Source organism: Agrobacterium rosae (genome assembly GCF_002915175.1).
Taxonomy (GTDB): domain Bacteria; phylum Pseudomonadota; class Alphaproteobacteria; order Rhizobiales; family Rhizobiaceae; genus Agrobacterium; species Agrobacterium rosae.
Map to the genome: position 1 here is coordinate 190,523 of NZ_NXEJ01000008.1, position 13,956 is coordinate 204,478.

Below are 13,956 nucleotides of genomic sequence, written 5' to 3' on the forward strand. Positions count from 1 at the left end.
TGAACAAAGGACGATACGGACGCGCAGAGACAAGCGCGGTGCCGCAGGCACCACGTCAGGTTCCGTTCAATTCCACTGTCGATTTCGTGTTGAGCGACGGGCAAATCTAAACCTCTTTACCGGCCTCTCGACTTCGACTACCTCTAGGTTACAAATGTTACGCTGTTGTGACATTTGAGAGAGGGAACATATGCCTCATCAGCAGAGCATGGTGCGCGCTTCGTGGCTCTACCACGTGGAGGGGCTGACGCAGGCGCAGATAGCCGAGCGCATGTTGTTGACCCGCCGCAGGGTGAACGAGCTTCTGGCTGCCGCTCTGGATCAGGGGGTGGTGAGGATCAGTTTTAATTCTCCGCTGACGGAAAACGTGGAACTGGAAGCCGAGTTGCGTCAGCGCTTCGCCCTGACGGATGTCGTCATCGTTCCAACACCGTCCGACAAGGGCCAGACGGCGACCGTCATTGGTCGCGCTGCTGCGATGTATCTTGAGCGATTGATACAAGCAAGCGAACCAAACTCACTGGGCGTAGGCTGGGGCGCGACGCTACGGGAAACCGTCCACCATATGGCTCCGGCAAATGTGCCCGGTGTGAAGGTTCGGTCTATGATGGGTGGTCTCACCCGCGGCTCTGAAATCAACACATTCGAAATCGTGCAGCGCTTTGCAAAAGTGATGAGCGCAGAATGCCACTATCTGGCAGCCCCGATCTACGCCGATAGCCCTCAGTCGCGCGACACGATCGTGGCTCAACCTGTTTTTGACAGCCTGCTGCAGGAGGCGACCTCGGTGGATATATCAATTCTCAGTGTCGGCGACGTGACATCAGAATCACTCCAGGTTCGCTACGGCCTGCCGCCCGACACAGATATCGGAGACATTAGAGCCGCTGGCGCGGTGGGCGACCTTTTGGGCCGTTATCTGGACAAAAGCGGCGTGGAGATCGATCATCCCCTCAACCGGCAGGTCATCTCGCCATCCATCGAGGAATATCGAAAAATTCCCACGCGCATCATTGCGTCCGGGGGGCATCACAAGCATGAAATCTTGAAAGGTTGCATCGTTGCAGGCCTTGCAACAACATTGATTACCGATGCAGATAATGCCGTGTATTTGCTTGATGGTCACGTCAGCGAATGACAGCTGCACTGAACGGAACTGCGGGTCTCATTGGAACGTATCAATCCGTCATCTCTCAAGTTACCGCCTTGCCGAGATCAGAAACCTCGGCCCGGAGAAAGTTGCTTCTCGAAAGAGATCAAAGCCACTGCCAATTCGTCTTTTCTATGAACACCTGATAGAAGCATTGATTACTGAGAGTGACGATCGGACATCATCTTCAGAATTTGGAAACATTGGACCGAAACTGGAGAATATTCATGGGTTGGAAAACACCAAAGTTTGAGTATGTGAATGGCTATAAGATCGTCGAAATCGACGGGCCTGCTTTCGAAGTTTACGATGGCGACCGTCTAATCGGAGACCAGTTCCCCTACTCCGGCGAAGCTGCAGCTTATGCAAAATCTTTGCCTAAACGAGATCATCAGCGCAACTAGGCAGGAAGCCTGTTAAAAAATGGGCGAACTCTGTCAACGAATGCGAAGTAAAATTTGACACACTCACATCTTCCCTCAGCCTTGGAATTGCTTGGTTGGTCTGACTTTTTCGCCGATCAGATCAAGCCGACCGAAGCAGACCTCATACCGACACGCATTGCCTCGGTTCACCGGGCGCGCATTGAGGCGATCAGCGTCGCGGGGCCTGTGAAGCTGGAGCTTCCAGCGCATGCCAACGTGGCTGACTTCGCGGTGGGAGATTGGGTGCTTGTCGATCCCCTGTCCGACATGCTCGTCAGCCGGCTCGACAGGAAGACCGTGTTTCAGCGACGTCCGGAACTGGGTCGTGCCCAGCAGCTTGTTGCTGCCAACATCGACACACTTTTTATCGTCACATCGTGCAATGCCGATTTTAATATCGACCGTTTAGAACGTTACCTGATCATGGCAAATCAGGCAGGCAGCAAGCCGGTGATTGTTTTGACGAAAGCTGACACTGCCGACGACGTCGGTCTATTTCAGGCGCAAGCAGAGGCCTTGCAGCGTGACCTGCCCGTCGTTGCCTTGAATGGGCGTTCTGCCGATGCAAGCACTCTCTTGAAATCCTGGTGCGGCATAGGCCAAACGATCGCTCTGGTCGGCTCTTCCGGTGTCGGGAAGTCAACGCTGGTAAACACCCTGACGGGGCTTGAAACCGATTCACAGCAGAAAACCGGGACCATTCGCGAACATGACGCGCAAGGGCGTCACACCACGACCGCGCGATCATTGCATGCTATTCCGGGTGGCGGCTGGGTTATCGATACGCCAGGCATAAGAACCCTCCTCGTCAGCGATGTCACAGACGGGATCGATACGCTTTTTTCCGACATAAAGGAGCTGGCAGCCCTCTGCCGATTTCGTGATTGTACCCATGTGCACGAACCCGGCTGCGTCGTTCAGGCGGCTGTGAAAAGCGGCACTTTGGCACCCAACCGCCTTGAACGCTGGCGAAGCCTTGTGTCCGAAAACCGTGACAGGACGCCCGTTATGAGCGGACCGCGTGGCAACAAGGTCGTTCGAAAAAAGAAATATTAAGGCTCCGCACCCAGTGGAACCTGAAAGCAGGAGCGGTTGCGTGTCCGCTTAGGTGATCGCGACTTCACCTTCGATCAGGAAATCGCTGCGTGCGCTCTTTCCAGCTGCACGCTACCAACCGAGAGAATTACCTCCCGCTCGTCACTCGGCCGCCACCTTCTCAGCCGCCGTCCGGCTTTCCCATTCCTGCGGCGTCAGCGTCTTGATATCGAACTGATCGCGGGTGCGGGTATAAGTGTGTCCACCCATGCGGCCGACGGCATCCATGAGCTGTTGGTCGATATGAAGGTTGGCCGCGTTGACAGCATCACTGCGAACGAAGACGCCAACGACTTCTCCGAGAATGATTCGCGGGCCGGACCGACCTGGAGGGTCGTAAAGCTGAACGGGCCAGCGTTGGGTGTTCCGTCCTTGCTGACCGTTGTGACCAGCGCAATAGGGCGTGGGATGACGGTGCCTATAAGGATTTTGTAGCGTTCCCGCTCACTGAGCTTGGCGAAATCAAAATGGGTGTGTTCGGTCATATCAGGCCTCGGCAGCGATGCAGTGGGTTTCAAGCTGGGTGTGGCGGGAAAGGTTTTCGAACCCGTCCCTCGTGACGACATACATGTCGCCGACATTACAGCCCGCCGACAACGGCTCAAGCCATTGCGTGTGCAGTACGAACACCATGCCCTCTTCCATCCGATCATAGTTGTGGGAGAAGATGTTGAAACTGTTTTGGCCGCCGGCCATGCCGACCGAGTGGCCGATGGGGTTATGCGGCCCATGCGTCGCCGGGTAAACATGCATCAAAGTGCGGCCCTGCGCCTCCCAGTCGATATTCTTGACATATTGGCGCGGGATCAGCCGCTCGCTGCCATCATCCATAGGAGCCCAATTCTAAGGCATGGTGCGGGCTTCGGGTGAAGTCAACATGCCGCGCTCGATCATAGGCTCGACCGTGCATGTTCAAAATGGCTGGAGGTCCGACGATCCGGAGGGAGAGACACGTTGGCTTTCCTCTCTCATCGAAACCGAAAACCTCGCCACTGTCTTTGTCGGCTATGCAAACCTTTCTGCCCCTGACATCGACCGAGTTCTGACCGATCACATCGCCTTTCCTGCGTTCAGGGGAATCCGTCAGATACTGAACTGGCATGATAACCCGCATCTGCGCGTTGCCTCCGCACCTGATATGATGGAGCAGCCGGAATGGAGACGCGGTTTTTCCTCCCTCGCGGGACATCATTTGTCATTCGATCTGCAAATTTACTGGCCGCAGATGGAAATGGCGCTCGAACTGGCGCAGGATTTTCCGCAGACGCAGATCGTTCTCAATCATTTCGGCATGCCGATCAATCGCTCGGCATCCGCGCTTCGCCACTGGTCCACGGCCATGGAACGCCTCGCATCAGCAGACAATGTCTTCGTCAAACTTTCGGGCTATGGTCTTGGCCATCCGAACTGGTTAAAAGCAGACACAATCCCCATCCTTCAAGACACAATCCGCACATTCGGCCCCGACCGCGTCGTGTTCGGCTCGAGCCTGCCGGTCGATCTGCTTTTTTCAAGAGCTGAAAGGCTCGTCGATACATTCGAAGCCGCAATCCTATTTCTGGCACCAGCCGACCGGGAAAAACTCAGGCACGCTAACGCCGAACGAATTTACCGGCGTTAGTACACTTTGTGAGATTACAGTCACACTAAAAAGTTCTCAATATCGCTTTCTTCTCGAGGCTCTCAGATCAAAGCATTTTGGAGAGCGAGCTGCTTCCTAACATCGGACGCCCAAGCGGAGGCCGATTGAGCCCGCAAGGCCGCTGCCGTGCCAGCCGCATGACCGGTCACGAAGGCTGTACCCATCACCCGCAGGGAGCCGTAGGCGGAGGCATCTGCGCCCGCAACTCGGCCGGCGAGAAAAAGATTGTCCGCGCCAGCAGCCTCAACGGACCCCATCGGTATATCGGCAAAACCCTCGCCGCCAAGATGAATGAAGCGCGCCCGTCCAGGCGCTTCGTGAACCTCCATCGGCCAAGCGGCACGACCGATGCCATCGTCGCGACGCTCCCCGTTTTTTAGCGCCGTACCCGTCAAATCTTCACGCGAGCGTGGCCGACGTGTTTCACGAATACCAATCTGCGGTCCCGTAGCTGCTATGAATGCACTTTCAAACCCCGACATCTGTCGCAGCAATTGCAGGTTCCTCCACGCTTCCAGCCGCGCTTGGCGCTCGGCCGCCCCTAAACTGGCACCGCTGAGACCGTCGGTCTCAAGATCGATCGTCATCCACCAATAATCGTTCGATGTTGGCAGCCGCAGCATCACACCGCCGTCCAGACGGTGGATCGGGGCATCGGAGCTGGCATTGTGCTGCGCAATCAGCTGTGCCATTCGCGCCCGGTCAAACGGCACGTCAGCCGCAACCCCGCCAATGCGAACCGGCATCGATGCAGGCTGGACATGATCGCCTGCCATGCTGTCGGTCGTCATCTCAAGTCCCGCCAGCGACGCCAATACGGCATCACCACTGGCATCGACAAATGCGTCGGCTGTGATCTCGTAGCTGCCAGCATGATCGGTCAACGTGATGGCGGAAATACCGTTCGGTTCGGTAGCGACAGCGGTGACACGACTGTGCAGCAGGACATCCAAACCAGAGACATCTGTCATCCGGTCGAAGGCGAATTTGACCGCCTCCGGGTCTAGCATGACGATCCAGTTCCCACTGCTCGATCTGATCGGGGTGATGTCCTGACTGATCCCATCAAGCGTGGCCAGCAGATCCGCACCGATCCCGCCCACTGCAAAAATAGGCTCAGGACCCTTCAGGAAGAACCCGCAATAGGCAAGCACCAGCGAATTGGCCGCAGCGCCCCCAAGGAAACCGTAGCGCTCTATCAGCGCGACTTTCGCACCCATCCGGACGGAAGCCACCGCCGCACTCATTCCAGCCGCCCCACCTCCGACGACCACGACGTCATATCGACCACCCCGCGCGTTAAACATCCGATGATCCCTCTTCGATCAGACCCATCGCTTTAGCGAGCGCAAAAAGCTGTGCTTTGGCCATTTCTTTACCCGTCTGGATTTTCAGGCCACGCCGCCTTGCCAGCATCAGTAACGGCGTAATGTCTGGACTGGTCACGACATCTGCCACCAGCCCGTGCGAGGGCATCATTGATAGAATGGAGTCCGGCACCGGCAGAGGATCGTCCGGATGCATGCCGGAAGATGAAGCGTTGACGACGAGATCGAAGCCGTGCTGGGGCATCGCTCCGCCAGAAACCGTGACGGCTGGGAACGCAGTGGCGAAGCGAGCGGCCAGATTGGCGGCACGATCTTCGTGGCGATCGGAAATAGCAAGATGCGAAACGCCGGCCGTTGCAAGCGCATAACCAATCGCGCTGCCCGCAGCCCCTGCCCCGACCATCAATATGGTTTTGCCTGCCGGTTCAAAACCATGTGTTTCGGAAGCCTTGAGAAAACCCTCCCCGTCGGTCATGTCCCCGGAAAGGCGACCATCGGCATGTCGTCTCACCACATTTGCGACGCCGAGGAACTGCGCCGTGGCGCTGAGTTCATCGACCAAGCCTGCGACTGCCCCCTTGTGCGGAATGGTAACGACGAAGCCGTCAAGATTCTGCCAGCCACGCACAGTTGATACGAAATCGGCCACACGATCGGGAAGGAGATCAATGGCGATCATGGCCCTATCCGCTCCCTCATCGGCAAAGTAGCGGTTGAAATTATCGGGTGATTTCACCTGGGATATAGGTGATCCGATGATCGCCACCAGACGTGTTTCGCTACCAATCACGACGCTCGCTCCCTGTTTCGCAACGACGATAGGAAGCGCCGGCTATTGACGCCAATACAAATTTAGGCTGATGACATAACTTCAATTTATAGGATGGAGGCGCTCGCACGGATGAATAATCCCAAGCTCAAAGAGCGGCAGATAGAGATTTTTCGCACGATCATGGCCACGAATTCGCTGACGGCGGCGGCCCGTCACCTTGGCGTGTCGCAGCCAAGCCTGTCTACCGCCATCAAACGGCTGGAAGATCAGCTTGGAATTGCATTGTTTGCACGCATTTCCGGCAGGCTTGTGCCGACGCAGGAAGCAGAGCTTATTCTTGCCGAAGTCGAGCGCGTCCATCAACAATCCGAGATGTTGTCAGAGGCCATCTATTCGATTGCCCGTGGGGATACCTCGACTTTTCGCTTCGGGTCGACGCCGAGCCTTGGCATGCGGCTGATCCCGAAAGCGCTGAAACGTCTGCAACAGGAGGGAGCGGCTGGCACCTATTATAGCGACTCTCTATCGCAGCGGGACGTCCGCGATTACCTGCTGTTCGGTCAGGGTGCCTGCGTCGCGACGATAGCGGAAGTCAACGATCCCGTTATCGAAACGGCACGAATAGCCAGTGCTGGCCTCGTCTGCGTGGTACCAAATGACCATGCTCTGGCTGGCCGCAAATCGGTAACGCCGCTGGCACTTGCGAACGAATCGCTCATCTCTTTCGGCACTACCACGACGCATGGTCTTCTGATCGATGAAACCTATCGACGCTGGGGCGTGTCCCGGACAACGGCGGTCTATGTACACTTTGTCGAGGCTGCCCTGTCTTTCGTGACCGAGCGCATCGGCATCACAATTCTCGACGCCTTCTCGGCGATAGATTGCGAAGCAAATGGGCTCGTGGCAATACCTGTCGAAAACAGTGTCACTGTTTCCGCTTACGTCCATATCTGCCATCTTCGTCCGCGACAAAGGGGCGTCGACAGCCTGATCAACGCATTGCGGGACATCGCTGCAGTGACGATCAACACGCAAGCAGGACCGAAAATCGATGCATAGACGCGCAAACGACCTATTCCCCGGTTTCAAAGAGACACGTATCGAGACTCCAGACGTTGATTTTGCTGTCCTGACTGCTGGAACTGGCCCCGCAATCCTCTTGCTACACGGCTATCCCGAGACCCGCACAGCGTGGCATCGGATCGCGCCCGCGCTGGCTGACGCGTATACCGTGGTCATTCCAGACCTGCCGGGCTATGGCGACAGCCGCACGACTGGCAACGCGCAAGGCATGGGCTCCAAACGCCACATGGCAAAAAACCTGCATGAGATGATGTTCGCGCTGGGACATCGCCGCTTCGTCGTCATCGGTCACGATCGCGGTGGCCGGGTTGCCTATCGGATGGCGTTGGACTTCACCAATGCCGTCACGGCACTCGTTTCTGTCACCGTCGTTCCGACGCCGGAAATGTGGGAAGGTGCCAGCAAGGCTTTCGGCATGGGTGCCTGGCACTGGTTCATGATGGCCCAACCGGCACCGCTGCCGGAAACGCTGATGGCGGCAGATCCGCGTTTCCTCATCGACCTGACGCTTGGGAAAATGGCAGAGAATATTGAATTGATCGATCCGCTGGCGCTGGAAGACTACAGGCTCGCCTTCGACAATCCCGACGTTCGCCACGCCATGTGCGAGGACTACCGTGCTGGTGCAACGGTTGACGAAGCTGACGATCTTGCCGACCGCACTTCGGGCCGGAAAATCCAGGTGCCGGTTCTGGTGTTGTGGGAAAAAGACCGGCTCTATGGCGGAGGCCGCAAGCCACTCGACATATGGGCTGATTGGGCAACCGAGATCGAAGGAAAGGGCATTGGTGGCGGCCATCTGCTGCCCGAGACCGCGGCTGTCGAAGTGCTCGAAGAACTGCGGCCATTTCTTAGGAAGACCGCTAATGCCCCATGATGAAGATGATAAAGAGCTGGTCTCCCAAGGCTCTGGCGATGGGTTGCTGAGCCTGCGGCAAATGGAAGTTTTCTACGCGGTAATGCAGGCGCGCTCCATCACGGGTGCGTCCAAGGTTCTCAACGTTTCCCAGCCAGCGCTCAGCCGCACGATCCGTCGCATCGAGGACCTGCTTGGTATTCCGCTCTTCACGCGCGACCGCAACGGTCTTGTACCGACCTCTGAAGCACTGGAGATATATGCCGAGATCGATCCGCTGATCCGGCAATTGACCGGTGTCGGAACGCAGATCGGCCGCATAGCCCGTGGCGAAACGGCGGTATTCCGGGTCGGCTCGACAGCAAGCGTGGCGCGTGCTCTCGTACCGCAGGCTTTGCGCACCTTATCCGTCGAAGTGCCAGGGATCGAGTTGTTCTTCGACGTGTTGCCAGTCGACCAAATCGAGGAATATCTGATTACCGGACGTGGTGAAGCGGTGGTGACGATTGCCTCGCCCGACCATCCGTTGATTGCCGTCGAACATGTCGGGCGGGTCGATCTGGTGGCCGTTATTCACAAGAGCCACGACCTTGCCAGTAAATCCATCATTCGTGCGGCTAATCTCGCTGATATGGATTTCATTGCCTTTGCCGCAGGTGGCGCTCACCAAACCGTCGTTGATCACTTTCTCAGCCGGGAAAAATTGAAGGTCAACACGCGGGCTGTCGCACGGTTTTCTGATACCGCATTGGCGCTGGCGAACGAGGCGATGGGCATCGTGCTTGTTGACTACGTCACGACGCTCGGCCCAGTCGGCAGCAACCTCGTTGTTCGGCCCATCGAGAACGCGCCGCAATTCTCGATATCTGTTCTGTGGAACCGTCGCCGCTCGCATTCCGCCAATTTGCGCAAACTCGTTGAGATTCTTACGCGACGATTGGCCGATCTGCCACCACTCGACCGATTGCAAAACTCCATCGACATGCCTTAAAGGCATGGGAGACATAATCATTGTTCGTTGTCTTCCTTTTCAGTCGGTGGCAATGAAAGCATAAGACGCGTCAGACACGTCATCCTTGGGAGGAGAATTGGAATGAATGTATTTTTGAACCGCCGTCAGGCGCTTATCGGCATGGGCGCACTCGGCAGCGCAGCAGCCTTCGGCTTGCCCGCACGGGCCGCCACACGTAATCTCGCGGTCCTTCATCTTGCCAGCCATGCTCCAAGCTTCATCGCTTTTGAGCGCGGCTACTACAAGGAGGCCGGACTTGATATCGAGCTGAAATTCTTCGAGGCCGCTCAGCCGATGGCCGTAGCGATCGCTTCCGGGGATGCGGATTTCGGCGTGACCTCCATGAGCGGTGGTCTCATCAGCCTCGCCCAAAAAGATGCCATCAAAGTTATCGGCGGCGCACTGACCGAGGAGAAGGGCGTCACGGGCGCAATCATCCTCGCATCGAACAAGGCCTATGACGCTGGCCTCACAGACCCCTCCAAGCTCTCCGGCAAAAGCTTCGGCATCACCACGGCAGGCTCCTCCTTCCATTTCATGGCCCACAAGATTGCCGTCGCCAACAACATCAAGCTGTCCGACATGCAGTTGCGTCCGCTGCAAAAGCTGGGTGCCATCGTTGGTGCACTGACGACAGGTCAGATCGATGCCTGGGCGATCCAGCCGAATGTGGCCAAGAAAATGATCCGCGAGGGCGCTGCCAAACAGATCGGTCTGGTCTCCGACTACGCACCGGATTATCAGGTCACGACAGCCTTTACCTCAACCAAGAATGCAGCCAGTGAACGCGAGATGACAACAGCATTCGTCAAAGCCTATTCGCGGGCAATTGCGGATTACAATGCTGCGTTCGTGGACAACAAGGCTGACGACGCCGAGCGCGATGCTCTGGCGAAAATCGTCCATAAGTACGTCGAAAGCGACAGTCCGTTCGAAGACGCCAAGCAGAACCTGGTCGATGGTGCGATGCGCATCAATACCGATCTGGCGCTGTCGCTTGGCAGCTGCGTTGAACAGCTAGACTGGTTCAAGGCCGAAGGCATGGTCAAGGACGCAATTACCCACGAACAGCTCTTCGACACGTCCTACGTCAAGACGATTTGATCAGCCTGCTATTTTCGCGAAGGCCTCACGGCCTTCGCATGGAGGACCCATGGACCTGAAGCTGAAGAACATCAGCCATTCCTACGGAGCCGTAGAGGTTCTGAAAGATATATCGCTCGACATCCCGCAGGGGCAGATCATCTGTCTGATCGGACCGTCCGGTTGCGGCAAATCAACCTTGCTCCGCTTTCTCGGCGGCCTGGAGCGCCCAAGTTCAGGCGAGGTTTTGCAGATCGGAAACCCGCCGCCGGGCTCCCTCAATCCCCTTACCTATGTCTTTCAGCATTTTGCACTTCTGCCGTGGCGTACGGTTGAAGGCAACATCCGGCTTGTGCTTGAAGACCATGGCATCAGTCGGCGAGAGATGGACGAGATCGTCACGGATGTTCTCGACCGAACCCGCCTGTCGGACTTCCGAAAGGCCCTTCCGAAACAGCTTTCGGGTGGCATGCGCCAACGCGTCGCAATCAGTCGAGCGCTCGCAGTTCGTCCCGCCGTGATGCTGATGGACGAGCCGCTTTCGGCACTCGACAGCCAGACACGCGAGCTTTTAATGGATGACCTGATTTCGCTGTGGACAAGGCAGCCGTTTACATCCGTCTATGTCACTCACAACCTCAACGAAGCGGTCCGGCTGGGCCACCGTGTCGTGGTGCTGTCCCGCCGCCCGGGCCAGATCCGGGAAATCGTCGATATCGACATCCCTCTATCCGACCGTCATCTCGGTGATCCCGTGCTGGAAGAAAAACAGAAACAGCTTTGGGACCTGATGCGCGATGAGGCCATGGCCGCCGACAAGGAGTTGGTCAATGTCTGACGTAACCATGCATGCCAATGCTGCCGAAACGGCCAGCAACAAAAGCACTGACAGCAAGACCGTGCCGGTGCGTCCGGTGACCTTTCGCGGCGGTGGCTTTGCACCTATCCCGGTGCGCGGCATGGGCATCGCCGTCTTTATCATTTTGATCGCACTTGCCGAAATTGGCACACGTGGCGGCTTCATTTCCAACCTCACTTTGCCACGGCCTTCCGCCGTGCTCGATACTTTCGTACAACTCTGGCAGACCGGTCTTTTGTGGAAACACCTGCTGCCCTCGTTACAGCGTTTGTTCGTCGGCGCTTTCTTGGGCATTGCGGTCGGCATATCGGTGGGTGTGATGATCGGCCTGTTCAGCTACGTTCGCGCAGGCCTGGTGCCATTGGTCGCGGCGCTGTTTCCAATCCCGAAGATCGCGCTTCTGCCACTCTTCGTTATTTGGTTCGGCATCGATGAAACATCGAAATACGCGTTGATCGCCTTCGGAACCTTCACGCCGACGGTGGTGGCAACCTATGGCGCAGTCGACAATGTTGATCGCACGCTCATCAGAATGGGCCAGAGTTTCGGGCTGAGCTGGTGGTCGATCATCCGCAAGATCGTCCTGCCCGGTGCTTTCCCGGCCATCCTTTCCGGTCTGCGCGTATCGATTTCGATCGCCATCATCCTTCTGGTTGCGGCGGAAATGCTGGGGGCACAATATGGTGTGGGTTCTTACATCCTTGAGGCAGGCTCGCTCTACGATCTCGAAAAGCTTTTCGCTGGGGTCGCGATCCTCTCAGTCATGGGTCTGATTGTGAATTTTGCGATCGGACAGGTCGAGAAGCGCTTCCTGAGCTGGCGCGGCTGACAGCAGAACTTAAGAACGGAGATTTCCATATGCTGGCATTGCAAAAGGTCCGGCCCGGCAGCGGCGTGCAGTTCAACACGATTGCGCAGCCCGACAACGTAGCCGCTGGCGAGGTATTGATCCGTGTGCATTCCGCTGGCATTTGCGGTACCGACCTGCATATCGCGCAGTGGACGCCGGGCTACGAGTCGATGGAAAGCGTCATGCCCATCACACTCGGCCATGAGTTTTCCGGCATGATAGAACAAGCTGGCACCGACGTTCCTGCTGACGCAATCGGAACCCCTGTGACCGCCAGGCCCTCCACCACATGCGGAAGCTGCAACGCTTGTCTGGCGGGAGACGAAGACAATTGCACGCGACGCAAAGGGGTCGGCATTGGCCGAAGCGGTGCCTTCACCTCCTATGTCTGCGTTCCCTACAAGAACTGTCACGCCCTACCCGACAGTCTCGACATGGATGTCGCTGCTTTGACCGAACCGATGACGGTCTGCGCAGAGGCTGTCGCGACAGCCGAGATTCAGGCAGGCCAGAACATTCTGGTCATCGGCCCGGGCTTTATAGGCCAAGGTATCGCAATTCTGGCGCGCTCCAGAGGTGCAAATGTCGTTGTCATGGGACGCGATGATGGGCCGCGCCTCAAGCGCCTTGCCGCTGTTGGCTTCGACCATCTGATCGATACTGCCGTCGTCGATATGAAAACTGCGCTCTCCAAATTCGAGCCTTTCGATGCAATCATCGAAGCGGCGGGCGTGCCAACGCTGGTTGCGGCTACGCTGCCATTTCTGAAGAAGCGCGGTATTTTCACCATCGTCGGCATCCACCCCAAACCCGCAGAGATCGATCTGACCTCACTGGTCCGCATGCACCAGCAGATACGCGGATCTTATCGAGCGCCGGCTACCGAATGGGACGCAGTGATCGCCTTTCTCGATGGTCATCAGGATTTGATGCGACACCTGATTTCGCACACCCTGCCGTTGACGGACGCTCTCGCCGGCTTTGATGCTGCGCATGACCATGTCGCCTCTAAAGTCATCTTACGCATGGGAGATGTCTGATGGCTGCTGCCATTCTAGCACTCTGGAACGATTATCCGTCCAAGCTGGCTGAGGAATACGAAGCCTGGCACACGTTCGAGCATGTGCCAGAGCGCCTGACCGTGCCCGGCATGCGCGCCGCGTGCCGTTACGTGTCTTCAGCCAACAGTGAAAGCTATTTCACCCTCTACGAGCTTGAAGACCTCAGCGTGATCCAGCACCACGCCTATCTTGACCTCGTGCGCAACCCGACCCCTTGGTCGCTGAAGATGCGTCAGCATTTCTCGAGCGTCCTTAGAATTCCTGGCGAGATCGCGACCTTTGGCGGAAACGGAATAGGCGGGGCCGCAATCGTTCAGGCTTATTCGGTAGAACGCAACAAAGCCCGGGATTCGGTGCAGCAGCTGGAAACGACAATACAACAGCTCATCACCGAAGCCCGCATTGTTCGCTTCCGAATAGCCGTTGCCGAGCCCAACCAGAGCTATGAAGTTTTCACGCAGGAAGAAACGACCGATCTGGACACGGTTAATGTCGTGGTCATCATCGAGGGTGGTTCGGTCGAGGCACTGTCTGAGGTTCAGACGATCATCACCCGACGTATCGAGGCCATGCTCACGCCCCGCAAATGTCTACGCAACGACCTGTTCAGTCTGCTCATAAGCTACCGCGAAGATGAGTTTCCTGCTAACCGCGCACAAATCACAACGGGTAGATTTGCGAATAATTCGGCGCGGTTGTCGGAACTATAGCGTCTCGCACGTCATAATGAAGCAACA

General features: G+C 57.0%; 14 protein-coding genes and 2 pseudogenes. 12 read left to right on the forward strand and 4 right to left on the reverse strand.

The window, feature by feature from the left end:
• Nucleotides 1-190 precede the first annotated feature (190 nt).
• From CPJ18_RS16765 to rsgA, 3 genes are all read left to right on the forward strand, one after another.
• Nucleotides 191-1,138: a sugar-binding transcriptional regulator gene (locus tag CPJ18_RS16765; RefSeq protein ID WP_077118121.1), complete on the forward strand. Its 948-nt coding sequence runs from the start codon at nucleotides 191-193 to the stop codon at nucleotides 1,136-1,138.
• Between the two features lie 239 nt (nucleotides 1,139-1,377).
• Entirely contained in the window at nucleotides 1,378-1,554 is a 177-nt protein-coding gene (locus tag CPJ18_RS26845) for a hypothetical protein (protein ID WP_167397928.1), read from the forward strand.
• A 54-nt stretch (nucleotides 1,555-1,608) separates the two neighbouring features.
• Nucleotides 1,609-2,631 (forward strand): ribosome small subunit-dependent GTPase A, encoded by a 1,023-nt coding sequence (gene rsgA, locus CPJ18_RS16770; protein ID WP_077118123.1) that lies wholly within the window; start codon nucleotides 1,609-1,611, stop codon nucleotides 2,629-2,631.
• Between the two features lie 141 nt (nucleotides 2,632-2,772).
• On the opposite strand, the pseudogene CPJ18_RS27220 reads toward rsgA, so the two are convergent.
• Nucleotides 2,773-3,155 (reverse strand): annotated as a pseudogene (locus CPJ18_RS27220) (hypothetical protein).
• Nucleotide 3,156: 1 nt separating this feature from the next.
• Nucleotides 3,157-3,570, reverse strand: a pseudogene (locus tag CPJ18_RS16780) (aminopeptidase P family protein); the annotation flags it as partial.
• On the opposite strand from CPJ18_RS16780, the gene CPJ18_RS16785 reads away from it, so the two are divergent.
• Entirely contained in the window at nucleotides 3,548-4,291 is a 744-nt protein-coding gene (locus CPJ18_RS16785; protein WP_077105059.1) for an amidohydrolase family protein, read from the forward strand. The pseudogene CPJ18_RS16780 and the gene CPJ18_RS16785 overlap by 23 nt on opposite strands.
• 62 nt (nucleotides 4,292-4,353) lie before the next feature.
• Here CPJ18_RS16785 and CPJ18_RS16790 read toward each other — a convergent pair whose 3' ends face one another.
• Both CPJ18_RS16790 and CPJ18_RS16795 read right to left on the reverse strand, forming a co-directional pair.
• Complete coding sequence (locus CPJ18_RS16790) at nucleotides 4,354-5,619, reverse strand: FAD-dependent oxidoreductase (protein WP_077105060.1); 1,266 nt, start codon at nucleotides 5,617-5,619, stop codon at nucleotides 4,354-4,356.
• A complete protein-coding gene (locus CPJ18_RS16795) occupies nucleotides 5,612-6,430 on the reverse strand; it encodes a shikimate dehydrogenase family protein (protein WP_103585824.1) in 819 nt (272 codons plus the stop codon). Before CPJ18_RS16795 ends, CPJ18_RS16790 begins: the two co-directional genes overlap by 8 nt.
• Before the next feature lie 111 nt (nucleotides 6,431-6,541).
• On the opposite strand from CPJ18_RS16795, the gene CPJ18_RS16800 reads away from it, so the two are divergent.
• The 8 genes from CPJ18_RS16800 (at nucleotide 6,542) to CPJ18_RS16835 (ending at nucleotide 13,929) form a co-directional block, all read left to right on the forward strand.
• Nucleotides 6,542-7,474: a LysR family transcriptional regulator gene (locus CPJ18_RS16800; RefSeq protein WP_167397929.1), complete on the forward strand. Its 933-nt coding sequence runs from the start codon at nucleotides 6,542-6,544 to the stop codon at nucleotides 7,472-7,474.
• Nucleotides 7,467-8,375: an alpha/beta fold hydrolase gene (locus CPJ18_RS16805; RefSeq protein WP_103659450.1), complete on the forward strand. Its 909-nt coding sequence runs from the start codon at nucleotides 7,467-7,469 to the stop codon at nucleotides 8,373-8,375. The genes CPJ18_RS16800 and CPJ18_RS16805 overlap by 8 nt, the downstream gene beginning before the upstream one ends.
• On the forward strand, nucleotides 8,365-9,345 hold the full coding sequence (locus CPJ18_RS16810) for a LysR family transcriptional regulator (RefSeq protein ID WP_077105064.1): 981 nt from the start codon (nucleotides 8,365-8,367) through the stop codon (nucleotides 9,343-9,345). The genes CPJ18_RS16805 and CPJ18_RS16810 overlap by 11 nt, the downstream gene beginning before the upstream one ends.
• A gap of 102 nt (nucleotides 9,346-9,447) precedes the next feature.
• On the forward strand, nucleotides 9,448-10,470 hold the full coding sequence (locus tag CPJ18_RS16815) for an ABC transporter substrate-binding protein (RefSeq protein WP_103585830.1): 1,023 nt from the start codon (nucleotides 9,448-9,450) through the stop codon (nucleotides 10,468-10,470).
• Nucleotides 10,471-10,519: 49 nt separating this feature from the next.
• On the forward strand, nucleotides 10,520-11,287 hold the full coding sequence (locus tag CPJ18_RS16820) for an ABC transporter ATP-binding protein (protein WP_077105066.1): 768 nt from the start codon (nucleotides 10,520-10,522) through the stop codon (nucleotides 11,285-11,287).
• A 7-nt stretch (nucleotides 11,288-11,294) separates the two neighbouring features.
• The gene (locus CPJ18_RS16825; RefSeq protein ID WP_245445442.1) at nucleotides 11,295-12,137 is read left to right on the forward strand and encodes an ABC transporter permease; all 843 of its coding nucleotides are present in this window, start codon (nucleotides 11,295-11,297) and stop codon (nucleotides 12,135-12,137) included.
• Nucleotides 12,138-12,166: 29 nt separating this feature from the next.
• Complete coding sequence (locus CPJ18_RS16830) at nucleotides 12,167-13,198, forward strand: zinc-dependent alcohol dehydrogenase (protein ID WP_103659452.1); 1,032 nt, start codon at nucleotides 12,167-12,169, stop codon at nucleotides 13,196-13,198.
• Nucleotides 13,198-13,929, forward strand: coding sequence for a DUF4286 family protein (locus CPJ18_RS16835; RefSeq protein WP_077105069.1), 732 nt, complete (start codon nucleotides 13,198-13,200; stop codon nucleotides 13,927-13,929). The genes CPJ18_RS16830 and CPJ18_RS16835 overlap by 1 nt, the downstream gene beginning before the upstream one ends.
• Nucleotides 13,930-13,956: the final 27 nt, after the last annotated feature.

Coding starts and splice junctions, on each gene's coding strand:
- CPJ18_RS16765 (WP_077118121.1), top strand. CDS start 191: ATGCCTCATCAGCAGAGCATGGTGCGCGCTTCGTGGCTCTACCACGTG.
- CPJ18_RS26845 (WP_167397928.1), top strand. CDS start 1,378: ATGGGTTGGAAAACACCAAAGTTTGAGTATGTGAATGGCTATAAGATC.
- CPJ18_RS16785 (WP_077105059.1), top strand. CDS start 3,548: ATGCCGCGCTCGATCATAGGCTCGACCGTGCATGTTCAAAATGGCTGG.
- CPJ18_RS16790 (WP_077105060.1), bottom strand. CDS start 5,619: ATGTTTAACGCGCGGGGTGGTCGATATGACGTCGTGGTCGTCGGAGGT.
- CPJ18_RS16800 (WP_167397929.1), top strand. CDS start 6,542: ATGAATAATCCCAAGCTCAAAGAGCGGCAGATAGAGATTTTTCGCACG.
- CPJ18_RS16805 (WP_103659450.1), top strand. CDS start 7,467: ATGCATAGACGCGCAAACGACCTATTCCCCGGTTTCAAAGAGACACGT.
- CPJ18_RS16810 (WP_077105064.1), top strand. CDS start 8,365: ATGCCCCATGATGAAGATGATAAAGAGCTGGTCTCCCAAGGCTCTGGC.
- CPJ18_RS16815 (WP_103585830.1), top strand. CDS start 9,448: ATGAATGTATTTTTGAACCGCCGTCAGGCGCTTATCGGCATGGGCGCA.
- CPJ18_RS16820 (WP_077105066.1), top strand. CDS start 10,520: ATGGACCTGAAGCTGAAGAACATCAGCCATTCCTACGGAGCCGTAGAG.
- CPJ18_RS16825 (WP_245445442.1), top strand. CDS start 11,295: ATGCATGCCAATGCTGCCGAAACGGCCAGCAACAAAAGCACTGACAGC.
- CPJ18_RS16830 (WP_103659452.1), top strand. CDS start 12,167: ATGCTGGCATTGCAAAAGGTCCGGCCCGGCAGCGGCGTGCAGTTCAAC.
- CPJ18_RS16835 (WP_077105069.1), top strand. CDS start 13,198: ATGGCTGCTGCCATTCTAGCACTCTGGAACGATTATCCGTCCAAGCTG.